The sequence below is a fragment of the Limosilactobacillus vaginalis DSM 5837 = ATCC 49540 genome (genome assembly GCF_000159435.1).
Classification (GTDB): domain Bacteria; phylum Bacillota; class Bacilli; order Lactobacillales; family Lactobacillaceae; genus Limosilactobacillus; species Limosilactobacillus vaginalis.
In genome coordinates, this window is sequence record NZ_GG693416.1 from 85188 (window position 1) to 108390 (window position 23203).

A 23203-nucleotide genomic window follows, 5' to 3' on the forward strand; every position below is an offset into this window, starting at 1 on the left:
TATAAATCGTAACTATACTATACCACAAGAATTTAGCAATATTTGGCAGAAATTTAGTGGTTCTTAACTTCGTGACTCAGTTTCTTTAACCAGAACGGGAGAGCTTCAGCAAGACTGCGGTAAGTATCCTCGAACCGGTGGGTGTACCAAGGATCGGGAATCACTGTGCCCTCTTTTCCCGGAACAATGTCGAATGCTTGGTAGATCTTATGGCGATCACTCGCTGGGGCCATTCGCAAAAGGTTACGTTTATTCATATCGTCCATGCAGACAATATAGTCAGCGGAGTCAAAGTCAGCTTTTGTAATTGGGCGCGAGACCAGGCCGCTGGGATCTAAGTGATGGCGACGCATCGTTTTTTGTGCGCCAGGATGAGGAGAATTGCCTTCTTCTTCATTACTGGTCGCCGCAGAGTCAATTTTAATTTGGTCACTTAACTTTTCTTGAGCGACCATTTGACGGAACATCGCCTCTGCCATTGGTGAACGACAGATATTACCGAGACAGACAAAAATAATTTTCATTTTAACCACCTCATAATTAGCTTTCTTTTATCATACCGGATTTGCTAATTTTTTGCTAAATTGGTGATTTAAATGTCGCTCTTAACCGCTGAAGTTGATATTATAATTATTACGAAAAACGAAAGAGGAGGAAGAGAAATGGTAGCGACAATTATTATCATTGTAGTTATTGTGTTACTAGTTGCTCTTTACGCTGGCCTGTACAACGGCCTAGTACAATTACGGACCCATGCTCAGGAGTCATGGAGTCAGATTGACGTGCAACTTCAACGGCGAAACGACTTAATCCCTAACTTGGTTTCAACGGTTAAGGGCTACAGTAAGTACGAAGCAAGTACCTTAGAAAAGGTTACTCAGTTACGGAGTCAATTAGAAAATGTTCCAGACGATGATCGAGCACAAAAAATGGCGGTCTCTAACGAATTAACAGGAACGTTACGCTCCGTATTTGCAGTTTCTGAGAACTATCCTGACTTGAATGCTAGTACTCAATACCAATCATTAATGGAAGAATTAAGCAATACTGAAAATAAGATTGCTTATTCTCGTCAACTCTACAACTCAACCGTTGCTAATCTGGATGCCAAGATCCAATCATTCCCAAGTAATATTGTTGCGAAGATTCATCACTTTAAGCAAATGGACTACCTTCAAGCGCCAAAGGAATCAAAAGAAGTTCCAAAGGTTTCGTTTGATGATTAGGTGATGCGAAATGCTATACCAACAAATAGCTAAAAACAAACGTAAAACAGTTTTTGTTTTAGCCGGGTTCTTAATCCTTGTGGCTTTAATTGGTGCAGCAATCGGCTACCTATTTGCAGGGACAGCAGTAGGGGGAATTATAATTGCCGGAGTTCTGGCAGTAATTTATATGTCGGTCATAGTTAGCCAATCAACTGATGTAGTAATGAACATGAATAATGCTCGAGAAATTCATTCAGCACAAGAAGCGCCTGAACTATGGCACGTTGTTGAAGATATGGCAATGGTTGCTCAAGTTCCGATGCCGCGAGTATTTATCATTGATGATCCAAGTCCGAATGCATTTGCAACGGGGAATGATCCCCAACATTCAGCGGTTGCCGCAACGACAGGACTTCTCCAAATAATGAATCGGGAAGAACTAGAGGGTGTGATGGGTCACGAAATGAGTCATGTGCGTAATTATGATATTCGCCTTCAAACGATTGCGCTCGCATTGTCAGCAGCAATTACGGCTTTAGTTAATTTTGCCGGTAATTTCTGGTGGTTTGGCGGTGGGCGGAGTTCGGATGACGATGATGATAGTGCGATTGGTATTTTTGCCATCATTGGTTCAATTTTGTTAATTATCTTGGCTCCATTAGCTGCTTCGATTGCTCAAATGGCATTGTCGCGTAATCGGGAGTATTTAGCAGATGCTGGGGCCGTAGAGTTAACGCGGAATCCTCATGGCTTGATTAGTGCGTTACAAAAACTGCAGAACGCGCAACCGATGAAGAAAGTTGCACCAAGTAGTTCATCACTCTATATTAGTGATCCGGAACTTAACCGCCGTCATAAACGATTTGCGCACCTCTTCGACACTCATCCACCCCTAGATGAACGGATTGCACGATTAGAAGAGATGTAAGAAATTAAGCTGAGAGATTTACTCTTGGCTTATTTTTTTTGCGGTAAATCAAGATCTAAGTAGCTGACTCGTACTCTAATAGTGTGATATAATTAATAAGCTAGACTTAGATATAGGAGATAGAGGAACTTTTCCATGAAAATGAAATTGGCCGAAATTGCGAAGGCAATCGGCGCAGAAAACAATATTGAACAATGGAAAGATGTTGAAATTACAAGCGTCGCATTCGATAGTCGACAGCTTGATTCAGGAGCATTGTTTATTCCACTTCAAGGGGCCCAGGATGGTCACCAATATGTTGAAAGTGCTTTTGCAAACGGCGCAGTTGCAACTCTATGGGCAAGTGATCACGATGTAACGACGACAGAGGATCAACCGATTCTTGTCGTTGATGATCCGCTTGAATCATTACAGCAGTTGAGTAAGTACTACTTACATAAAATTAACCCAATCGTTGTTGCGGTTACAGGGAGCAACGGTAAGACAACTACTAAGGATATGACAGCTTCAATCCTCAGTACCCAGCTGAACGTTACAAAGACTCACGCTAACTTCAATAATGAGATCGGTGTACCGGTAACCCTTTTGAACATGGAATCCAGTACCGAAGTTGTTGTAGTTGAAATGGGGATGGATCGTCCTGGTCAGCTTGATTTCTTGAGTAAGTTAGTATCCCCTGATTTTGCGGTAATAACAATGATTGGCGAGGCCCATATCGAGTTCTTTGGGACACGCGATAAGATTGCTGATGCAAAGATGGAGATTGTTCATGGATTGAAGGAAGATGGAACATTCATTTTTAATGGGGATGAACCATTGCTTCAAGAGCGCGCAGCTAATGTTGAGCAACGAAAGGTTACATTTGGCCGTCAATTAACTGATGATTTCTACGCAACGAGTGTTAATCAACACGAGACTTCAATCGATTTTAAGGTTAACGAATGGCCAGATGAGGAATTCACAATCCCGATGGTTGGTGAGTATAATGTTAACAATGCATTAGCCGCGATTGCAGTTGGTAAACAGCTTCACATTACGCCGGCGCACATTAAGAAAGCGTTGAAGAATGTTGAACTGACTGAAAATCGAGCAGAGTGGGTTAATGGTGCTCAAGGTGAACGAATCTTGAGTGACGTTTACAATTCTAACCCGACAGCTGCTAAGCAAGTGTTGAAGACGATTGAAGAATTGCCAACAACTGGCAAGCGGATTGCCGTTCTGGGTGATATGCTTGAACTAGGGGATGCCTCAGCACGGCTTCATGCTAGTTTAGCTGCTAATATTGATCCGAAGAAGATCGAAGAAGTTTACCTTGTTGGTTCAGAGATGGAGAATCTTCAAGATGCCTTGGAGAAGCAGGGGTATCCCGCTTCAGCAATTCACCATTATTCCACGGCTGAATTAGACAAATTAGTGGTAGATTTACAAGCAACGATTAGTGCTGATGATCTCGTATTATTAAAGGCTAGCCACGGGATTCATTTAGAAAAAGTTTTAGCAGAATTAACAACAAAATAAATTGTAAGACCAGCCGACAGACAGTGCTTGTTCAGTCGGCTGGTAATTTTTAGGAGGACCATATTGAAGTTTAGTGAATTAGGATTGTCAGATAGTTTATTAAAGGCAATCAAGCGGAGTGGTTATGAAGAAGCAACACCGATTCAAGAACAAACCATTCCAATGGTATTAAAGGGACAGGACGTAATTGGTCAAGCACAGACAGGTACGGGTAAAACAGCTGCGTTTGGGTTGCCAATTATCGAACACGTTGATACGGATAACCCTAATATCCAAGCAATTATCATTTCACCAACCCGGGAATTAGCAATCCAAACCCAAGAAGAATTATTTCGTTTAGGAAAGGATAAGCACGTTCGGGTACAGGTCGTTTACGGTGGAGCTGATATCCGTCGCCAAATTCGTAATCTGAAACAACATCCACAGATCCTTGTAGGAACACCCGGACGACTCCGTGATCACTTGAACCGGCATACGGTGAAATTAGATCACATTAAGACATTAGTGCTCGATGAAGCAGACGAAATGCTGAACATGGGATTCTTAGATGATATTGAAGCGATCATTGATCAGACGCCTGCTGATCGGCAAACACTCTTATTTTCAGCCACAATGCCACCAGAAATTAAGAAGATCGGGGTTAAGTTTATGACTGACCCGACAATGGTGCGGATTAAGGCTAAGGAATTAACAACTGATTTAGTTGATCAATACTATGTCAAAGCACGAGACTACGAAAAGTTTGATATTATGACCCGACTGATTGACGTTCAAGATCCTGACCTTACCATTGTTTTCGGTCGGACTAAGCGCCGGGTTGATGAACTATCACGGGGACTAGTTGCCCGGGGTTACAATGCAGCCGGGATCCATGGTGATCTAAGTCAGGATCGCCGAACTAAGATCATGAAGAAATTCAAGCACGGCGAACTTGATATCTTAGTAGCAACCGATGTGGCAGCTCGGGGATTGGATATTTCAGGGGTGACCCACGTTTACAATTACGATATTCCGTCAGATCCAGACAGTTATGTTCACCGGATTGGCCGGACTGGTCGTGCCGGGCACCATGGTGTTTCACTAACCTTTGTTACACCAAATGAAATGGACTACCTGCGGGAAATCGAAAAACTAACCCGGGTTCGGATGTTACCATTGAAGCCGCCAACAGCTGAAGAAGCCTTTAAGGGTCAAGTTGCTAGTGCCTTTAATGATATTGATGAGTTGATTTCTCAAGATTCCACGGAACGTTATCAAGAAGCTGCGGAAAAGTTACTAGCAACTCATGATGCTACAGACCTAGTTGCTGCGCTTCTGAACGAAATGACTAAGGAACCAGCTAGTGATGTGCCAGTCAAAATCACTCCAGAACGGCCATTGCCACGGCGGAATCACCGTAATGGGCGCTCAGGACATGGTTACCGTGGTCCACGTGATCATCGCCATAACAACTATGGTGGTCATCATCGCCATAACAACGGTGGTCGGAGTCGTTCCCGTCGTCACGATAATCATGGTAGTAATCATTCTAGTCGACATGCGTTTAATATCCGTCATCGGGAAGATTAGACTAGCTGAGATTTAAAATTTAAGGCAATTCAGAGATTTAGTTAAACTGATACCTCTGAATTGTTTTTTTATTTAGGACTAATTGATAGTAAGTAAAGTTAATTGCTTATAAGTTACAGCTAATTAAATTCAAAAGCGACCCAAGAGGAAATTCCTCTTGAGCCGTTTTTTTTGATCAAAATAAAATCCCAGAATGAATTTATCTCACTCTGGGATTTACCGAATATTACTTATTCAATTTTTGTTCCTTAAACTGGTTTAGATTTTGTTGAGTAGGGATAAGATTTGCCCAAGTCTTGGTCAAGAACTCATCGCTCAAGTGATAGTGTGGTTGAGGTTGGTTCTGTTCAATGAACTTACTTGTAGCACTATCAAATTTAACCCAGCCAGCGTAACCAATGTGAATTGTATCTTCCATAAAGTAAGGCTTGTTACCGTCATGAGAAAGGTCAAGAATGTTATTAAAGCCTTGTTGGCGAAGTTGGAACTTAATCTTGTTAACTGTGCGGTAGTACATCTGCATATCCATTCCGGTGTATGCTTCCCACCGCCCATTAACTGGTGGAATAACGAACATTACGTTAGTGTTGTTATTCTTAAATTGATTTAACACAACTTGTAAATCGCCATATTCTGGTGATTGGTTATAGTTAAAGTGACGTTGTGAGCCTTTTAACTTCTTTAAGTTAGGCTTAACCTTCTTGGTATAGAAGGAATTCTTAACGTGGAAGTCATTATTATCGGTTTCCTTAGCAGCCTTATTGACTGCCATTTTATGTAACCGGGCTTCGTTGTATTTTGCCGGCAACTTATTAATTTGTGGCTTAATGAAGCGGCTATAATTATTATCTAATTGGATCCCTGAGAATAATGCATCCTGGTGTTGCAACAACGTTAAGCGGAAGTTCAAAATGGCTTTATCCCAGCTGCTTAACGGCTTCCCTTTAGCAATCTTGGCAGCGTCTTCAGCAACCGAACCGTCATTACCAATCATTTGAATTAATCGCTTGGCAACATACTGATCATATGGTGACTTTGGATTAGCCTTCTTTAACCAGGCTAAGTCGGCTAATTCACCGTTGTAGTACTTAAAGGCAGGGGGTAAAATCCCTTTTTTAACAAACCATTGTGGAGAAACAATATAAACGGCCTTTTGATCTCGCAACTGTCCTTCCATTGTAGTGATGTTAAAGAATTGGGGAAGCGATTGTGCACCACGTTGTCCTAAAAGGAACGGGGTGTAGTTATGATAACGAGCCGCCATGATTGATGGGTGGAAGTTATCAAACCGCCGTAATTCACTTGAACCAAAGAATGGAACATAGCGGGTATTCTTATCAGAAAGTGCTTGTTGTTTCAGTTTTTGGTTTTTGAAAACTACGGGACTAAGCGAGGAGGCAGCCCGTTGTTCAGTCTTAGCTGAATAGTGGCCGCCTAAAGGCATAGTAAAAAGAATTAAAATCAGAACAAAGGCAAGAATAACTGGGCCAAAGATATACCACAGTCGCTTGCGGTTAGTCATTTTGGAGCTCCTTTACACGGTCAACCATCTTATCAACTGAACTCCATTGGCTCCGGTCAAATTCGGAAACAGGTACTTGAATATCAAATTGATCTTGAAGTGCTAAAAGAACACTAACAGTAGCCATTGAGTCTAATAAACCATCTGCAAACAAGTCTTCGCTAGTATCACTGAAGTCACTTGCATCCCGACCAGTTGCGTCAGCTAAAATGTTAATAATATCGTCTTTCATTATAAAATCCTCCTAAATAAATCTCGATTACCCGAAGAAGTAAGTATTGAGGTAACCACTAAAGAGTAAGAACGTTAACATTACAAAGTTAAACGTTACAAAGATGGCAACACATTCTGTGAACTTGTTATGCGGCAGGTTCTTCAAGTGCTTACGCTTGTAACGCAGCCACCAGTCATTGATAACAAGTGCCAGTCCGTGAAGGAATCCATATAGAATATAATACCATGTAATTCCGTGCCAGAATCCCATTGTCAGCATGTTTAACATGTATGCTGTTGCGGATAATGTGTTCCGGTTCTTGAACCAGCGTTTTTTAGTCGCCATAAAGACAAACCGCATAAAGATATAATCACGGAACCAGAATGATAAACTGATGTGCCATCGGTTCCAGAATTCCTTGATATTCTTAGATTTGAATGGTTGCTTAAAGTTCATTGGGGTCTTAACACCCATAAAGTAACTAATTGCAACCGCGAAGAGTGAATATCCAGCGAAGTCAAAGAAGAGGTAGAACCCGTAAGTGTACATTACACCGAGCATGTTCCACGAAAATAACCCATCACCCATGGCCGCTTGTTCAAAGTGTGGATAGAAACGTTGGCCAAAGAAGTAGGCGATGACAAACTTGTAAAGAAAACCGAGGAATAGGTAATAGATCCCCTTTTCAACAAGCTTGAGATAATCGGAACGTTCAGGCGTCTTTTGGTAATCCTTAGAGAAACGCCGGTAACGATCGATTGGTCCAGAAGTAATGGTTGGCATGAAAAGCATGAAGCGAATAAAATGCCACGGTGTAATTTCTTTTACCATCCCATCACGGGTTTCAATGATTGTTCCAACCGCCCGGAAAGTAAGGTAACTAATTCCTAGGAAACCAAGCAGCGAGTTATGGCCGACCATTGCCGGTGATAACTTAACGATAATGATTGGAATCAAAGAAAGAAGTGAGAAGAGGTAAAAGATCCCGGTAGAATTATTAGTTTTTCTGTAATGGTGGTAGTACATTACCAAAATGGTTTGGTAAATGACGTACGCAATTAGAGAAAAGAGCTGTTGCCAACTAGCACCATCAAACATCAGGAAAATGAAGATGAAGCTAATTAGCGCTTCGTACCACTGGAAACGTTTGCCGAAGTAAAGTCCAATGCCTAGGGGAAGCAGGGCAAGTAGTAGGTAAATAAAATAAACTGGTGTCCCGTAAGCAGTGAAATTAGGTAAACTCGAGAGCCAATTAATCATTGGTTAGCCTCTTTGATTAATTGTTTAACTGCAATCTTGCCATTTGCAGACATTGGGAATGAGTCCCGATAAATGAATTGGGTTGGCATCATGTAAGGCATGATTAAACCATTAAGGCTTTCCCGAATTTCTTTGGTAAGTTGTTCCTGATCCTTAACCTCTTCCTTAGGGATAACGTAAGCAATGAGGTGGGCAACTTGACCATTTTTATTATATTTTGGAGCGGCAACGGCTTGCTTAATGAGCGGACTCTTTTCAAGGCTTGCCCGTACTTCATCAAGTTCAACCCGGAAACCGTGAAGCTTGATTTGGAAGTCCATCCGACCCTTATGGTGAAGAAGTCCATCCGCGTCAAGAGTACCGGCATCCCCAGTCCGGTAAGCGGGGACGCCATTAATCTTGAAGAAGGCTTTAGCAGTCTTTTCAGGATTGTTCATGTAGCCACGGGCAACACTATTACCACTGATAATAATTTCACCCTGTTGGCCTGGTTCAGTTAGTTGCTTGTCACCATCCCAGATTGAAAGTTCAACCCCTGGCTTAGCGTAACCAACTGGGAGCCGGTCATTATTAGCAACGATTTCTGGAGTAATTTCAATTCCGGAAATTGCTACCGTTGTTTCGGTTGGCCCATAGGTGTTAAAAATCCGTGCGTGTGGGAATCGTTGTTGAAGTGCTTTAGCAGTTTTAACAGTTAATTCTTCACCGCAGAACATAAAGATACTTAGGCTTGGCATCTTTTCTTCATTAAATGCTGGACTCAACATCAGCATGTCAGCAAAGGATGGTGTTCCAACGAAGACATTGAGGTCTAATGTTGGTAACGCAGTAAACATCTGCCCAAAGTTCTCCACTACTGAGTGCGGAAGAGCTTTAATGGTTCCGCCACTTAGTAAAGCTGGCAACCAGTACATGTTAGACAAATCAAACGAGTATGGTGGTTGACCAAGGAAGTTAGCGTGTTCAGGAATATTGAAATCTGAATCAAGAACCCAATCAACGAAGGTCTTGAAATTGTCGTGGCTAACCTCAACCCCTTTAGGAGAACCGGTTGTCCCAGAAGTAAAGAGAACGTATGCTAGTTCATCTCCGGAAACGGGATTAGTAGGGGTAAATTCTTGTTGATTTGCCAAAACGTTAGCGAGTTGTTCATTAGAAACCACTTGAGCATCAAAATTAAGGTCGTCACTTGGAAACTCATCAACGGCGATAATTAATTCTGGCTTAGCAGTATCGAGAATTGATTGGATCCGTGGAATTGCGGAATTAGTCGAGACGGGGATATACGGATGTCCCGCCTTTAATGCTGCTAAGAAACTAGTAATCATCTCAACTTGGTGATCACCGAACACCAGAATTGGGCTTTGGTGAGTCAAATCTTGCTTAGTAAGCCAAGCAGCTAAGCTATCTGAATTAGCTTTTAATTCAGCATAACTTGTTTGCTTTCCCATTTCGTCATAAGCAACCCGCGTTGAATTATCCTTGGCAACTTGGTCAAAGACAGTAACGATATTTGTATTCAATTCTATTTCCTCCACATTAGAATTCATTGTAAATGAACGGTTCTTGACCTGCTCCATAATAACCGTATAGGTAAATTAGCAGGAGAATAACGATAAAGTAGAATACCGTTTTTAAGATGAATGTTAGTGCAGGATGATTCTTAATGCTTTTACTAAAGATTACGAATCGCTCCTTTCGCTCATAAAAGCTAATATACCATAACGAGTTTAATACGCCATGGTAGGTTAGTTAATTGTCCCAGCAAAAATTTAAGATATTCGTAATTAAATTTTTACACCTATTTATTATAGATAATTTGCGGTAAGGTTCAAAGTAAAATAATGTAATCTTGCGAATTATTATTTATTTATGCGAAAATAAGAGTTCAAAGAATAATGACAGGTAAATTTTATTAAATAAGAGGTTATGACAGTGATTAAGGGAATTGGAATTGACATCACTGAGATTAAACGAATCCAGGAAATGCTGCAAAAGCATCCCCAATTCGTTAACAAAATATTAACACCGGCAGAGCAAAAGCAGTATGAGGGGCTAAATGGTTCACGGGCACTAGAATACTTAGCTGGTCGTTGGTCATTAAAGGAGTCCTTTTCAAAGGCGTACGGGACCGGAATTGGTAGTGAGGTTAGCTTTCAAGATATTGAAGTTGTTGATAACCAGCTTGGTGCGCCAATCGTTACTAAAGCACCATTTGCCGGTCGGGTACATGCATCGGTTAGTCATACTGCGGTAAATGTCATCACGGAAATTCTTTTGGAGGATAAAAATGATTAGTGGACGATTACGAGATACAAAATTAATTGTTGATTTAGGAGCAATTAAGCACAATATTCATGAACAGCAAAAGTCACTGGCTCCTAATAGTAAGATCCTTGCGGTTGTTAAGGCGAATGCTTATGGAAACGGCTTAGTTCCGGTGGCACAAACAGCAATTAAGGCTGGCGCAACGGGGACTTGTGTTGCAATTCTGGATGAAGCTTTGGAACTACGTGATAGTGGGATTACATCACTAATCTTGGTTTTAGGCATTACCCCAGTGGAGAATGCTCATATTGCTGCAGAAGCAGGAGTGTCGTTAACTGTTGGCTCGTTAGATTGGCTTGAAGACTATCACCAATTAGCGATTGCCAATCATTGGACTAAGCCGTTGAAGGTTCATTTGGGAATTGATTCAGGGATGGGGCGGATTGGCTTTACAACTGTTGAGAGCTTTAATGAAGCAGTTAAGTTCGTCCGCGAGCATCACGAATTTGAATTTGAAGGAATGTTTACCCATTTTGCAACTGCAGATAGCGCCGATGATAGCTACTTTAACAAGCAAGTTAATAAGTGGGAACAATTTGTCAGTAGTTTGACTGAGTTGCCACCGTTTGTTCATATGGCAAACTCCGCTACCGGAATGTGGCACCGAGAAAAAATCACAGCTAATACTGTTCGAATGGGGATTTCAATGTACGGGCAGAATCCATCCGGTCGTGAATTAGCTGCAACCCTTGATTTGCAACCAGTAGAACAGTTGGTTACCAGTATTAGTTTTGTTAAGAAACTCAAAGCTGGTGAATCAGTAAGCTATGGCGCAACCTATACCGCGCAAGAAGATGAGTGGCTGGCAACTTTGCCAATTGGCTATGCTGACGGTTACCCACGTTGTATGACAGGCTATAAGGTCCTTGTCGACGGTCAATTTTGTGATATTGCCGGGCGGGTTTGCATGGACCAAATGATGATCCGGCTGCCTAAACCTTACCCAGTCGGAACACAAGTTGTCTTAATGGGGCGGTCTGGAAATAAGGAAATTACAGCTAATGATCTTGCTGATCGAGCAGACACAATTAACTATGAAATTATGACAAATATCAGTAACCGTGTTCACCGGGTTTATACTGATTAGTTGCTTGACATCGTTGATCCATTTGATATAATTTAGTTAATTTTATAGGTCCTTTAATGTAGCCCCGTGAGACTACAAAAGACTACCGAATTAATAAGCAGTGATCTACAGTCGACCACGCAGAGATTGGATAGCCTTGAGTTCTTTACGGGACTCAAGGTTATTTATTTAGGAGGAACGATTGTGGAAGATAAACAACACACGCCGATCTTAAGTATTCCCATGAAGAGTCGGCGAACAACAAGATGGGACATGTTTGCGACCTGGGTTGGGGCAAACGCAAATAACGGAACCTGGTTTGTCGGTGGTGTTCTTGCGGCTTGTGGATTTGCTGTGGCAATGAAGGTGCTGGTCCTTTCATCGGCCTTATCATATGTATTCCTGAGTCTAATTGGTTATATTGGTTATAAAACAGGGGTTTCGACCATGGCAATTAGCCGGGCGTCCTTTGGGGAACGTGGCAGCTACTTGCCATCACTGGTTAACATTACCCAGTTCATCGGCTGGACGGCAGTTAATACCTTTATTGCTGCTCAATCAGTTAGCCTTATTTTTCACCAGTTGCTTCACTGGCCGCTTTGGGGACAACCGGGCGGTGATAAAGGGCTGGTTGTTGGAATCTTGATTATGAGTGTTCTCCATATTCTCAGTGTTTCCAGTGGTTCACGGTCGGTTCAGCTGATTGAGCGAATTGGAATTGTCCTTGTCTTCATTTTTGTGCTTTGGGAATCTGTTGCTGTTTTCAAGACAGTTTCAATGGACCAAATTATTGGCTGGCATGTACCAGCAAAGGCACGGATGGCTACCGGGGCAGCAATTGATTACGTAGCTGCTTTTAACCTGGCCTGGGTGACTGCCGGTGCTGACTTTACCCGTTTTACTTCAATTAAGAATAATGCGATCCATACACCATTTTGGGGAGCATTGATTGGGGTTGTGTGGTTTGCCTTTATTGGTTTAATTTCCACAATTAGTATCGCCATTTCAAGTGGTGTTTATAATGCCAACAACTCAGATCCGTCAACAATTGCAAGCAAGTTAGGCCTTGGAGTTGTCGCATTCTTGGTTATTATCCTGACGTCAATGACTGCCAACGCGGTTAACCTGCTTGCTGCCGGGTCAGCCTTATCGAACATCTTTATTCGGTTACGGTTAAAATACTCATTGTGGATCGTGGTTCTCTTAGCAACAATCGTAACCTTTATTCCAATGTTTGTTGGGAGCTTCTTGGATACTTTTGAATCGTTCCTTGATTATGTTGGGATGGTTCTTGGACCAACAATTGCGATTATTTGTACTGATTTCTATATTCGTGCGCACCGTCACTATGAGGTTAAGCAATTAGGCTTAATTAACGGTAAGTACTGGTACCATCACGGCTTTAACTGGATTGCCTACCTTGTCTTTGCCTTGGGAGTAGCGTTCTTTATTGCCGTTCACCAAATGCCATTTTTTGCCAACACGGTTGGAGCCACATTTGTTGATATGGTGCTAAGCGGATTGTTGTATTACATTTTAATGGCCATTTATGACCGGAAAGGATCACGTCATGTTAATTAAAAGTGTACACATTGATAATGATGAAGAGTTGAAGGATGTCCGCGTTACTGATGGTCAATTTACTGAAATTGCTACTGAAATTAAGCCGCGTGAAGATGAAAAAGTCATTGATGGTAATGGTGCATTGATGTTGCCACCGTTTGTTGACTCCCATGTTCACCTGGATGCTACGCTAACGGCTGGTGAGCCTGAATGGAACGAAACGGGAACTTTATTCGATGGTATTCGGATTTGGAGCGAACGGAAGCAGGACCTTTCGATTGAAGATGTTAAGCGGCGAGCCAAAGCTACAATTAAGAACATGGTTGGTCACGGAATCCAGCATATTCGGAGTCACGTTGACGTTACGGATCCTCACTTAATTGCCGCTCGAGCCTTATTGGAGTTACGAGAAGAGTTAAAGGATCAGATTGATTTACAGTTAGTAGCGTTTCCTCAAGAAGGGATTCTGAGTTTTCCTCATGGCCGTGAATTAATGGAACAAGCCGTTAAGGAAGGACTTGATGTTGTCGGTGGAATTCCTCATTTTGAATTTACTACTGAGTATGGTTGGCAATCAGTGCATTTCTTAATGAAGTTGGCGGACCATTATGATCGACTGGTTGATGTTCACTGTGACGAAATTGATGACCCCGCTTCACGGAACCTCGAAGTTTTAGCAACCGAAGCCTATGAACGGGGAATGAAAGATCGGGTAACCGCAAGTCATACAACTGCAATGGGATCATACAATGATGCCTATACTTATAAGCTATTCCGCCTATTAAGGATGAGTGAGATTAACTTTGTTGCTAACCCATTAGTTAATATTCACCTTGGTGGCCGGTTTGATACTTATCCAAAGCGTCGGGGAATGACTCGGGTAAAGGAATTAACTGAAGCGGGGATGAACGTTTCCTTTGGTGAAGACGATGTTCGGGATCCGTGGAACCCACTTGGTAATGGAAACATGCTTGATGCTGTAACCATGGGTGTTTATGCTGGTCATTTAATGGGCTACCACCAGCTTCAAGATGCATTTAAGTTTGTTACATATAATGGAGCTAAAACACTTCATATTACCGACCAATACGGGATTGAAGTTGGCAAGCCAGCTAACTTTATCCTGTTAAACGCTCCTGACTTTTACAACGCCTTGAACAAGCATGTCGAAGTATTAGCCAATGTCCGCCACGGCAAAATCCTCGCTCAAACCAAACCAGCGGAAACAAGGGTGAATTTAAAGTAGAGTGCCTTCGCTCCAAAGAGTTTCCGGAAAGCTAGCAATTTCTCCTGACGAAGGCGACTCGCGCCTAGGAAGGAGGTTGCTAGCTCTAGGAAACTCGAGCGAAGCACGTTTAGACTATGTTGCAGTAGAAATTAATTCCGGAAAGCTTCTGCTGAAATGTAGCAGTTAATTACACTTTAACTAATAAAGGGATCAAAAAAAGGAACCAACATGTTGGTTCCTTTTTTAAGCTTCATGTAAATCTTCAATTTCAGTAACTTCAAAGCCCTTTTTGGTCAACCGTCGAACGATTCGCTCCATTCGGTCATGATCAACATCTGTTGGCAAAGTAAACAGAACCTGCTTAACAGATGAGTGATCAGGATCTAAAGAAATAACGTTAACGATTTGACAGAAACGGGTAATTTCCTTTGCGGCATTCATTAAGGCGCCTCGTTCATCATGGGCAACGACAGTTAAAACGTAGCTACCGTTGTTAACGTTCCATCCGGCTGCTAGCATTCGGAGCAAACGGTTGTGAGTTAGGATGCCATAGAATTGGTTGTTTTCGTCTAAAACAGCAATGTATGGGAGATCACGGATCGCAAAGAATACGGAGAAAAAAGCAGAGTCGATGGAAACAAATTTGGTAGAGTTTTTAAGTAATGAGGTTACTGGGAGCGTCATATCGCCATTTCGTGACTTGTGACGGTAAATGTGCATTTTGTAGATATTACCACGGAAAATTTTCCCAGACTTATCTAAAATTGGTACGCAACGATACCCAGTATTTTCCAGGACAGTCAATGCTTCCTGAAGGGTTGCGGTTTCGGGCAGGGTGGTAAGGTCTGCCTTTTTTTTAATGAGCGAACTAAAAATCATAATGTTCTTCCTTTACTAAATAAAACGTATTAAGTGCATAAATCATCATAACACAGAATTGATCTTAGTATTAGAACAAAATGAGAGAATTAAGAATAACTAATATGATACCTAAAGAAGGGCGAAGTTAATTGTTTTAGTTTTAGTCATGGCTAGGGTATAATAACATTCAGGTAATTCTACATAATCAGAATTGAACGAAATAAATAAGCATCAGGCTGCAACTAAGGCGGCCTTTTTGCATTTGACTTAAAGGGGACGAATTAAAACAATGAAAATGATTGTCGGCTTAGGAAATATCGGAACTCGCTACGATGAAACTCGTCATAATACCGGGTTTATGGTAGTAGAACAATTAGCCCGTGATTATCACTTGGGAGCCTTTACGCATCTTAAGCAAGAGGCTGTTGCCGTTACCGGAATGATCAATGGTGAGAAAGTAATGATCGTCAAGCCAACCACCTTCATGAATGATTCTGGAAGAGCTGTTGGTCCGCTTGTTGATTATTATGATATTGATCTTGATGATTTAGTAGTAGTTAATGATGATCTTGATATGCCAGTAGGTAAAGTTCGGTTGAAGACTCATGGTGCTTCAGGTGGTCATAATGGGTTGAAGAGCATCATTAACGCATTAGGAACTAATAAGTTTAACCGCATTAAGGTCGGAATTGATCATCCTAAACACGGCACCGTTGTTAGCCACGTTCTTGGTAAATTCACTAAAGAAGAACGCCCAGATTTCGACCAAGCCGTCCTTACCGCCGAACACGCCCTCGAAGACTGGATCAACGGCGAAAACTTTGCCCAGTTGATGAATGAATATAACTAGAGCGCGAGCCAGCAAAGAACTTGCGGAAAGATAACACTAACTCCCGACAAAGGCGTCTTGCGCCTAGGAGGGAGGGTGTTATCTCTAGCAAGTTCCTGGCGAGCGCATTTACTATTAAAAATTGTAACAGAAAGGAGGAGAAACCATGGAATTAACAGATTTTTGCACCCGAACAAAGGAATTTAAGCAAGTCTTGACAGCAATCCAAAAGCATCAGCGACAGTTAATTACTGGTATTTCTGGCTCGGCACGAACGCTACTGCTTACGGCACTGCAGAAGAGCCTTAACCAGCCCCAATTAGTGATTACTGATAGTCTTTTTCATATGCAGGAGTTGGCAGCGGATTTAGAGAACCTGTTACCAGAAGAAGAAATTTATCAATTCCCGGTAGAAGAAGTTTTAGCTGCTGAAGTAGCAACGAGTTCACCAAATTATCGACTACAGCGAGTTCAAGCATTGAACGCATTAATTAATAACAAACCGGCAATTGTGATTGCATCAACTGCCGGACTTCGACGAAATATCGTTGCGCCAGAATTATTTAAGCAGGCAGAGTTATCACTTAAGGTCGGTGGTGAAATTGATCCTGAAAAAGCAGCAGACCAATTAAGTTCAATGGGATACCAGCGCCAAAAGATGGTTCTGCGACCAGGAGACTTTGCGGTTCGCGGATCAATTATTGATATTTACTCCTTAAATACCGATGATCCGGTGCGGGTTGACCTGTTCGATACCGAGATTGACTCCTTGAGGTATTTTGATGCTAGTACGCAACGAAGCATCAAAAACGTTGAGGAAGTTGAGATCCTTCCCGCAACTGACTTTATTCTTCCGGTTAATGAGTTTAAGCGAGTAGAAGAAAAACTAGCCGAACAGTATGAGCAGTTAAAACGCCAGGTCGATGGAGAGGATGAACTGGAACAACTGGCAAACCGGTTTGAACCACTGCTTACGGATCTAAAGCAGCACCAGTTAACTAATGAATTTCTTACCTATACTAATTTGATTTATCCGCAAGAACATTCTCTTTTGGATTATCTTTCTGCTGATGGAGTGGTTCATATTGATGATTGGACACGAATTAAGCAAACAGCTAAGGAGATCAGTGAAGAAGAATTAGGATGGTTGGAAGATAAGGCTAAGCATCACCAAATCTTACATGCGGTTAGTCTTGGTCACGATGTTGGTCAGCTAATCAGTCGTGACAAACATGCTCAAGACTTTTGGGCGCTTTTCCGGAAGGGGATGGGCCAGTTACGGTTCAAGGCCCTTACCGACTTTGGTAGTCGAACAATGCAACGGTTCTTTGGACAAATGCCACTGTTAAAAACTGAAATGCAACGGTGGCTTGATCAGGGGCAAACCGTTATTTTAATGGCGACTAGCAAGGAACGCCGAAACCAGATTGCCCAAACAATGGATGACTTTGGGATTAAAGTTACTTCTACCGAGTTGAATCATCTTCAGCAAAATATTGTTCAGTTAGTGCCAACCAACTTGGCAAACGGCTTTGAAATTCCCCAGATGGGTCTAGTAATCATTACTGAGGGGGAAATGTTTAAGCAGGTCAAGAAACGGCGAATTCGTCCGCAGAAGCTTGCTAACGCCGAACGGATTAAGAATTACTTAGACTTAAAGCCTGGAGATTATGTGGTTCACGTTAACCACGGGATTGGAATTTTTAGCGGAATCCGGACCATGGAAGTTGATGGTGTTCACCAGGATTACATGGTAATTAATTACCGGAATAATGCGCAGATCTTTGTTCCGGTTACCCAATTAAACTTGGTGCAAAAATATGTTTCAGCTGAATCAAAGACTCCTCATATTAACAAGCTGGGTGGTAACGAATGGGCTAAGACTAAACGTCGCGTTGCTTCTAAAGTTGAAGATATTGCTGACGAGTTAGTTGATCTATATGCCAAACGGGAAACCGAAAAAGGGTACGCTTTCCCTAAGGACGATTACCTCCAAAAACAATTTGATGCTAACTTCCCTTACTCCGAAACCCGTGATCAATTGCGAAGTATTGCGGAAATTAAGGAAGATATGGAAAAGGCTAAACCAATGGATCGGTTGCTGGTCGGGGATGTTGGTTACGGGAAAACTGAAGTTGCTTTACGGGCAATTTTTAAAGCAGTTACTGGCGGAAAGCAAGTAGCCTTTCTTGTGCCAACGACCGTCTTAGCCCAACAACATTACGACACGATGAAGAAACGGTTTGAAGGTTTTCCGATTGAGATTGCATTGATGTCCCGCTTTAAGACAAGAAAAGAACTGAAAGAAACCGAAAAGGGGCTTGCTGACGGGACGGTTGATGTTGTCGTCGGTACGCACCGAATCCTATCTAAGGATGTGCATTTCAAGGACTTAGGGCTATTAATTGTTGATGAGGAACAACGCTTCGGGGTTAAACATAAGGAAAAACTGAAACAATTAAAGAACAATGTTGATGTCCTAACGTTGACAGCCACACCGATTCCTCGAACACTTCATATGTCGATGCTTGGTGTTCGTGATTTGTCCGTTCTGGAAACACCTCCTGCTGGTCGGTACCCAATTCAGACTTATGTGATGGAACAAAATTCGGGTGCAATTCGTGATGGAATCCTTAGGGAAATGCAGCGGGGAGGACAAGTTTATTATCTGCATAACCGGGTGATGGACATTGAAGAGACCGTCGCTCGCTTGCAACAGTTAGTTCCTGAAGCACGGATTGGCTACATTGATGGACAAATGAGTGAGAACCAGCTTGAATCTGTCCTTTACGAATTTATTCAGGGCGGGTATGACGTGTTAGTGACGACTTCGATTATTGAAACTGGGGTCGATATTCCGAATGTTAATACCCTCTTTGTTGAGAATGCTGACAGAATGGGTTTAGCCCAGCTGTATCAGATTCGTGGACGAATTGGTCGGAGCAATCGGGTTGCTTATGCCTACTTTATGTACCAGCCGAATAAGGTTTTAACGGAGCTGGGTGAGAAACGGTTAGCGGCAATTCGTGATTTTACCGAGTTAGGGTCAGGATTTAAGATTGCAATGCGCGACCTATCAATTCGTGGTGCCGGAAATCTTCTTGGAAAGCAGCAGCACGGCTTTATTGATTCGGTCGGTTATGACCTGTATTCTTCAATGCTGAGTGATGCTGTTGCTAAGAAGCAGGGGAAAAAGCAAGTTGATAAGTCAGATGCGGAAATCGAACTGGGTGTTGAAGCCTACTTGCCTGATGATTACATTAACGACCAACAACAGAAGATTGAGTTATATAAGACCATCAGGACCGCAGCTAGTGATGAAGAACTCCTTGATATTCAAGGTGACTTGATTGATCGCTTTGGTGATTATCCAACGGCTGTCGGGAATTTACTCCTGATTAGTCAGTTGAAGCTCCATGCGGATTTAGCAATGATTGCAAGCATCAAACGGCAACGTGATCAAATCATGATTACTTTTACCGAAAAAGGGAGTCGGAACATTACGGCACCACAAATTATTAAAGAATTAGCCCAAACAAAATTTAAGGCAACGATTGGTGAAAATGATCGTCAGCTGAATGTTCGACTGGTAATTCAACCGAAGATGACCATTGATGATTGGCTCCACCAGCTTCTAAAGTTTGTTACGGCATTGAGCAACCTAAAGAAAACCAAATAGGAGAAAGAAGAGGATCAAATGCGACTAGATAAGTTTCTTAAAGTATCAAGGATTATTAAGCGCCGTTCCGTTGCCAAGGAGATTGCTGATCAAGGCAGAATTTTGATTAATAATCGACCAGCTAAGTCTTCAAGTCAGGTTGTTGCGGGTGATACGCTAACAATTAAGTTTGGTAATAAGACCGAAACGGTCAAGGTTAACCAAATTGTTGAAACAACCAAGAAGAGTGAAGCGGAAAATATGTACAAAATTATTGATGAAACCTATGCGGAGAATTTTGATTAAAGCTGATTTTAAACAGTTATTAATAAAATATTTAATAATTTTAAATGTTTATAGACAATTTCCCCAAAAAGCTGTTATACTTAATCCGTGATAAGCCAAATTAGGGGGCAGCAAAAATGAGGGGTCGATCTAACAAAATTTCACAAATTAATACGCCTTATGCGCAGCAGATAACTGTTAATCAGCAGTTAGTTCGTCGTGCGCATATTAAGCGTTGCAAACGAATTTTGTTAATCTTCTCGGTTATTTTTTTGCTTCTTGGTTTTCAGATTATTCAAAGCAAGCGGTCTTTAGCAAAGATTAATGCAAGTATTCGTACTTCAAAGACTCAGTTAGCCCGTCAAAAGGACATTGGGAAAGACCTTAAACAAGAGAAAAAGCAATTACATAATCCCGATTATCTGCAACAAATAATTCGCTCAAAGTACAACTACACGAAAAAAGGCGAGACAGTTTATAATTTAGATAATTAGCAACAAACAACAGGAACAGGGTCATGAATAACTTGTTCCTGTTTTTTTCTTAGGTTTAGCACCTTTTCTGGTTTGAAGTATGGTATACTCAACGTACATTTATCACAATATTGTGGCTTGAGGAGGATCAATTAATTTCATGTCAATTGAAGTTGGAGCAAAGGTTTCGGGTAAGGTTTCAGAAATTACTAATTTTGGAGCCTTTGTTGATTTGGATGATAACCAAACTGGTTTAGTACACATTAGTCAGATCTCAAATAATTATGTAAAGGACATTCATGATGTTTTATCAGTTGGTGATACGGTAACTGTTAAGGTTACTAAAGTTGGTGATGATGGCAAAATTGCTTTATCCATGAAGGATGCGGAAGAGCGTCATCGTGAAGAACGCCATCATAACGAGGAACGTGGCGAACACCGTCATAATAACTTCCATCACGAGCATCATGAACACCGGAATAATGATTTTGAGCGTCAAGGTCAGCATGGTTACCATCGTGGATTCAACTCAGGCCATCACCAATCGCGACACCACGAAAATTTTGATGAAATGTTAGCTGGATACTTAAAGGAAAGCGAATCCCGTCTTTCAACATTAAAGCGTCAAACTGATGGTAAGCGTGGTGGTCGTGGCGGTCGTCGGAGCTAAGATGGAATTAAACAACGAATTTAAGCGGCACCTGGAACGGGGTCGCTTTTTTGATAAAAACGATCGGGTAGTTGTGGCAGTTTCAACGGGAGTAGATTCAATGGTCTTGTTAGCATTGTTGCAGGAGCTTCCCGCAAGCTTACGTCCCCAAATAATTGTTGCCCATGTCAATCACCGGTTACGAAAGCAGAGTGAAGAAGAGGAACAATTTATTCGGGATTATTGTGAAGATCACCGGCTTAAATTAGTTGTTCATCACTGGCCATTGACAGAGCACCCACAGAACGGAATTGAAGAAGCTGCTCGGAAAATGCGTTATTGCTTTTTTGCTCAGGTAATGAAAGATGAACAAGCAACGATTTTACTGACAGCTCATCACCAAAATGACCTTGCAGAAACAATGCTAATGAAACTTACTCGTGGTGGCCAATTGCACCAGTTAATCGGGATTGAAGAGAAGCGGCCTTTTGCATCAGGGACGCTTGAACGACCTCTTTTAAACTTTCCCAAACAACGATTGCGTGAATATGCGGTTAATAATCATTTGAAGTGGTACGAGGATTTAACTAACCGTGAACTGACTGTTAGTCGCAATCGCTTTCGTCATCAAGTTATTCCATTATTAGAAAAAGAAAATTCCAACTTCTTAGCCGCCTTAAGCAACTACCATGAACAGTTAGAATTAGCGGTTGAACTTGAAAATCAGTTTGCTCAGGAACAGTTAGCAAAGCTTAGTAATAAGGAAGGACATCTGGATATAAAAGCACTATGTCAGTTGCCTCTCGCTAAGGAAAGACTGGTTTTAGTAAAGTGGTTGGAGAAAAACGGGGTGTTAGGACTGAAACGGGGATTCGTTGAACAGGTACTTTCAGATATTAATAATCGTCATTTACCCCAAATTAAGCGTCGAGTTACCCCTGATTTGGTCCTATTTAAGAACTATTCTGAGCTATTTGTAAAAAATGTTAATCAATCGCTACAAAAAGTTCAACCTTCCATAAATTCTGTGGTAAAATTGGGCCGTTGGTATTCAATTGAAAACGATTATCAAATCGCCGTTGCTAAAGAGAAGACGTTCTTTAATCAAGGGGAACACTGTCAAGAAATGTGGTTAGCGCCTGAACAGTTACCATTAAAAGTTCGGCGGTGGCGAGAACAAGATCGGCTGCCATTAAAGAATGGCGGTCACCAAAAAGTTAGTCGGGTTTTAATTGACCAGAAAGTACCGTTATCAAAACGTAATCAACAGCTAGTAATTGTTGACGCTCAAGATACTGTTGTCTGGGTTGTTGGTCGCAAGTGGGGATGGTTCACTCGTCCCGGTGACTACACTACTCGGTGGCAACAACTATTTATTGGCAAGCGCGATTTAAAGAGGAGAAAAGAATGAATAACGATATTGAACGAGTCTTATACAGTAAAGATGACATTAATCGGCGGATGGATGAACTCGCTAATCAATTGACTGCTGAATATAAGGATCAGCGGCCATTAATTGTTTCTGTAATGACTGGTGCCGTTTTATTTACCGTTGACATGATCAAACGAATGGACATAATGGCTAAGCTTGATTTTATTGATGTTTCTAGTTACTACGGCGGAACTTCATCTACTGGGAAGGTTAAGCTAGTTCAGGATCTGAAGTCAGATGTTCGTGGCCGTTCAATTCTTATTATGGAAGATATTGTTGATACTGGTCATACATTAAAGTACCTAATTGATCTCCTAAAAGAACGTGGCGCAAAGAGCGTTAAGGTATGTACCCTGTTAGATAAGCCTGAGGGACGCCAAGTTGAGGTTAAGGCTGATTATGTTGGCTTTAATGTCCCAAATGAATTTTTAGTTGGTTATGGCTTGGACTATCAGGGGTACTACAGAAATCTTCCTTATGTTGGAATTCTAAAGCCAGCAGTTTATGAAAAGGATTAATGAGTGAACGACGAGGGAGAAATTCTCTCGCCGTTTTTATTTGAGATTAGCTACTGTCAAATCAGTGGAAAAGTTAAGTTAAAAAATGTAAAAT

The 23203-nt window shown here is 41.7% G+C and carries 22 protein-coding genes; 15 read left to right on the forward strand and 7 right to left on the reverse strand.

Features of this window, described 5'->3' with window-relative positions; genetic code table 11:
- Positions 1 to 53 precede the first annotated feature (53 nt).
- Positions 54 to 524, reverse strand: a complete 471-nt coding sequence (locus HMPREF0549_RS08260) for a low molecular weight protein-tyrosine-phosphatase (protein WP_003717834.1) — start codon at positions 522 to 524, stop codon at positions 54 to 56.
- Between the two features lie 138 nt (positions 525 to 662).
- On the opposite strand from HMPREF0549_RS08260, the gene HMPREF0549_RS08265 reads away from it, so the two are divergent.
- From HMPREF0549_RS08265 to cshA, 4 genes are all read left to right on the forward strand, one after another.
- Positions 663 to 1226 (forward strand): LemA family protein, encoded by a 564-nt coding sequence (locus tag HMPREF0549_RS08265; protein WP_040531808.1) that lies wholly within the window; start codon positions 663 to 665, stop codon positions 1224 to 1226.
- A 10-nt stretch (positions 1227 to 1236) separates the two neighbouring features.
- Complete coding sequence (gene htpX / locus HMPREF0549_RS08270; RefSeq protein ID WP_003717836.1) at positions 1237 to 2136, forward strand: zinc metalloprotease HtpX; 900 nt, start codon at positions 1237 to 1239, stop codon at positions 2134 to 2136.
- A 135-nt stretch (positions 2137 to 2271) separates the two neighbouring features.
- Complete coding sequence (locus HMPREF0549_RS08275) at positions 2272 to 3654, forward strand: UDP-N-acetylmuramoyl-tripeptide--D-alanyl-D-alanine ligase (RefSeq protein ID WP_003717837.1); 1383 nt, start codon at positions 2272 to 2274, stop codon at positions 3652 to 3654.
- 63 nt (positions 3655 to 3717) lie between these two features.
- Entirely contained in the window at positions 3718 to 5223 is a 1506-nt protein-coding gene (gene cshA, locus HMPREF0549_RS08280; protein WP_003717838.1) for a degradosome RNA helicase CshA, read from the forward strand.
- A 226-nt stretch (positions 5224 to 5449) separates the two neighbouring features.
- On the opposite strand, the gene dltD is transcribed toward cshA, so the two are convergent.
- Genes dltD through HMPREF0549_RS09570 form a run of 5 tightly spaced genes read right to left on the reverse strand, consistent with a single transcriptional unit; the run spans position 5450 to position 9902 of the window.
- A complete protein-coding gene (gene dltD, locus HMPREF0549_RS08285; RefSeq protein WP_003717839.1) occupies positions 5450 to 6745 on the reverse strand; it encodes a D-alanyl-lipoteichoic acid biosynthesis protein DltD in 1296 nt (431 codons plus the stop codon).
- Complete coding sequence (dltC, locus tag HMPREF0549_RS08290; RefSeq protein ID WP_003717840.1) at positions 6738 to 6977, reverse strand: D-alanine--poly(phosphoribitol) ligase subunit DltC; 240 nt, start codon at positions 6975 to 6977, stop codon at positions 6738 to 6740. The genes dltD and dltC overlap by 8 nt, the downstream gene beginning before the upstream one ends.
- A 27-nt stretch (positions 6978 to 7004) precedes the next feature.
- A complete protein-coding gene (dltB, locus tag HMPREF0549_RS08295) occupies positions 7005 to 8219 on the reverse strand; it encodes a D-alanyl-lipoteichoic acid biosynthesis protein DltB (RefSeq protein ID WP_003717841.1) in 1215 nt (404 codons plus the stop codon).
- The gene (gene dltA, locus HMPREF0549_RS08300; protein ID WP_040531810.1) at positions 8216 to 9742 is read right to left on the reverse strand and encodes a D-alanine--poly(phosphoribitol) ligase subunit DltA; all 1527 of its coding nucleotides are present in this window, start codon (positions 9740 to 9742) and stop codon (positions 8216 to 8218) included. Before dltA ends, dltB begins: the two co-directional genes overlap by 4 nt.
- Before the next feature lie 16 nt (positions 9743 to 9758).
- On the reverse strand, positions 9759 to 9902 hold the full coding sequence (locus tag HMPREF0549_RS09570) for a teichoic acid D-Ala incorporation-associated protein DltX (protein WP_081446198.1): 144 nt from the start codon (positions 9900 to 9902) through the stop codon (positions 9759 to 9761).
- 252 nt (positions 9903 to 10154) lie between these two features.
- On the opposite strand from HMPREF0549_RS09570, the gene acpS reads away from it, so the two are divergent.
- From acpS to codA, 4 genes are all read left to right on the forward strand, one after another.
- Complete coding sequence (gene acpS, locus HMPREF0549_RS08305) at positions 10155 to 10517, forward strand: holo-ACP synthase (protein ID WP_040531812.1); 363 nt, start codon at positions 10155 to 10157, stop codon at positions 10515 to 10517.
- Positions 10510 to 11634 carry an alanine racemase gene (alr, locus tag HMPREF0549_RS08310; protein WP_003717844.1) on the forward strand — a complete coding sequence of 375 codons (1125 nt, stop codon included), beginning with the start codon at positions 10510 to 10512 and terminating at the stop codon, positions 11632 to 11634. The genes acpS and alr overlap by 8 nt, the downstream gene beginning before the upstream one ends.
- 183 nt (positions 11635 to 11817) lie before the next feature.
- Positions 11818 to 13194, forward strand: a complete 1377-nt coding sequence (locus HMPREF0549_RS08315; protein ID WP_040531814.1) for a cytosine permease — start codon at positions 11818 to 11820, stop codon at positions 13192 to 13194.
- Positions 13184 to 14422: a cytosine deaminase gene (codA, locus tag HMPREF0549_RS08320; RefSeq protein WP_003717846.1), complete on the forward strand. Its 1239-nt coding sequence runs from the start codon at positions 13184 to 13186 to the stop codon at positions 14420 to 14422. Before HMPREF0549_RS08315 ends, codA begins: the two co-directional genes overlap by 11 nt.
- A 225-nt stretch (positions 14423 to 14647) precedes the next feature.
- On the opposite strand, the gene cbpA is transcribed toward codA, so the two are convergent.
- Positions 14648 to 15283 (reverse strand): cyclic di-AMP binding protein CbpA, encoded by a 636-nt coding sequence (gene cbpA / locus HMPREF0549_RS08325; protein WP_003717847.1) that lies wholly within the window; start codon positions 15281 to 15283, stop codon positions 14648 to 14650.
- Between the two features lie 271 nt (positions 15284 to 15554).
- Here cbpA and pth point away from each other — a divergent pair, with 271 nt between their 5' ends.
- From pth to hpt, 7 genes are all read left to right on the forward strand, one after another.
- Positions 15555 to 16115 (forward strand): aminoacyl-tRNA hydrolase, encoded by a 561-nt coding sequence (gene pth, locus HMPREF0549_RS08330; protein WP_003717848.1) that lies wholly within the window; start codon positions 15555 to 15557, stop codon positions 16113 to 16115.
- A 145-nt stretch (positions 16116 to 16260) separates the two neighbouring features.
- On the forward strand, positions 16261 to 19773 hold the full coding sequence (mfd, locus tag HMPREF0549_RS08335) for a transcription-repair coupling factor (protein WP_003717849.1): 3513 nt from the start codon (positions 16261 to 16263) through the stop codon (positions 19771 to 19773).
- An 18-nt stretch (positions 19774 to 19791) separates the two neighbouring features.
- A complete protein-coding gene (locus HMPREF0549_RS08340; RefSeq protein WP_003717850.1) occupies positions 19792 to 20058 on the forward strand; it encodes an RNA-binding S4 domain-containing protein in 267 nt (88 codons plus the stop codon).
- Positions 20059 to 20174: 116 nt separating this feature from the next.
- Entirely contained in the window at positions 20175 to 20531 is a 357-nt protein-coding gene (locus tag HMPREF0549_RS08345) for an FtsB family cell division protein (RefSeq protein ID WP_003717851.1), read from the forward strand.
- Between the two features lie 139 nt (positions 20532 to 20670).
- Positions 20671 to 21180 carry a S1 domain-containing RNA-binding protein gene (locus tag HMPREF0549_RS08350; RefSeq protein ID WP_003717852.1) on the forward strand — a complete coding sequence of 170 codons (510 nt, stop codon included), beginning with the start codon at positions 20671 to 20673 and terminating at the stop codon, positions 21178 to 21180.
- 1 nt (position 21181) lies between these two features.
- Entirely contained in the window at positions 21182 to 22570 is a 1389-nt protein-coding gene (tilS, locus tag HMPREF0549_RS08355; RefSeq protein ID WP_003717853.1) for a tRNA lysidine(34) synthetase TilS, read from the forward strand.
- Positions 22567 to 23109, forward strand: a complete 543-nt coding sequence (gene hpt / locus HMPREF0549_RS08360) for a hypoxanthine phosphoribosyltransferase (protein ID WP_003717854.1) — start codon at positions 22567 to 22569, stop codon at positions 23107 to 23109. Before tilS ends, hpt begins: the two co-directional genes overlap by 4 nt.
- The last annotated feature ends 94 nt before the right edge of the window (positions 23110 to 23203 follow it).

Excerpts from the sequence above, each read along its gene's own strand:
- dltC (WP_003717840.1), bottom strand. The coding sequence starts at position 6,977 with ATGAAAGACGATATTATTAACATTTTAGCTGACGCAACTGGTCGGGAT.
- HMPREF0549_RS08350 (WP_003717852.1), top strand. The coding sequence starts at position 20,671 with ATGTCAATTGAAGTTGGAGCAAAGGTTTCGGGTAAGGTTTCAGAAATT.
- alr (WP_003717844.1), top strand. The coding sequence starts at position 10,510 with ATGATTAGTGGACGATTACGAGATACAAAATTAATTGTTGATTTAGGA.
- htpX (WP_003717836.1), top strand. The coding sequence starts at position 1,237 with ATGCTATACCAACAAATAGCTAAAAACAAACGTAAAACAGTTTTTGTT.
- HMPREF0549_RS08265 (WP_040531808.1), top strand. The coding sequence starts at position 663 with ATGGTAGCGACAATTATTATCATTGTAGTTATTGTGTTACTAGTTGCT.
- HMPREF0549_RS08275 (WP_003717837.1), top strand. The coding sequence starts at position 2,272 with ATGAAAATGAAATTGGCCGAAATTGCGAAGGCAATCGGCGCAGAAAAC.
- HMPREF0549_RS08340 (WP_003717850.1), top strand. The coding sequence starts at position 19,792 with ATGCGACTAGATAAGTTTCTTAAAGTATCAAGGATTATTAAGCGCCGT.
- pth (WP_003717848.1), top strand. The coding sequence starts at position 15,555 with ATGAAAATGATTGTCGGCTTAGGAAATATCGGAACTCGCTACGATGAA.
- dltB (WP_003717841.1), bottom strand. The coding sequence starts at position 8,219 with ATGATTAATTGGCTCTCGAGTTTACCTAATTTCACTGCTTACGGGACA.
- HMPREF0549_RS08260 (WP_003717834.1), bottom strand. The coding sequence starts at position 524 with ATGAAAATTATTTTTGTCTGTCTCGGTAATATCTGTCGTTCACCAATG.
- codA (WP_003717846.1), top strand. The coding sequence starts at position 13,184 with ATGTTAATTAAAAGTGTACACATTGATAATGATGAAGAGTTGAAGGAT.
- dltD (WP_003717839.1), bottom strand. The coding sequence starts at position 6,745 with ATGACTAACCGCAAGCGACTGTGGTATATCTTTGGCCCAGTTATTCTT.
- hpt (WP_003717854.1), top strand. The coding sequence starts at position 22,567 with ATGAATAACGATATTGAACGAGTCTTATACAGTAAAGATGACATTAAT.
- mfd (WP_003717849.1), top strand. The coding sequence starts at position 16,261 with ATGGAATTAACAGATTTTTGCACCCGAACAAAGGAATTTAAGCAAGTC.
- tilS (WP_003717853.1), top strand. The coding sequence starts at position 21,182 with ATGGAATTAAACAACGAATTTAAGCGGCACCTGGAACGGGGTCGCTTT.
- cbpA (WP_003717847.1), bottom strand. The coding sequence starts at position 15,283 with ATGATTTTTAGTTCGCTCATTAAAAAAAAGGCAGACCTTACCACCCTG.
- HMPREF0549_RS08345 (WP_003717851.1), top strand. The coding sequence starts at position 20,175 with ATGAGGGGTCGATCTAACAAAATTTCACAAATTAATACGCCTTATGCG.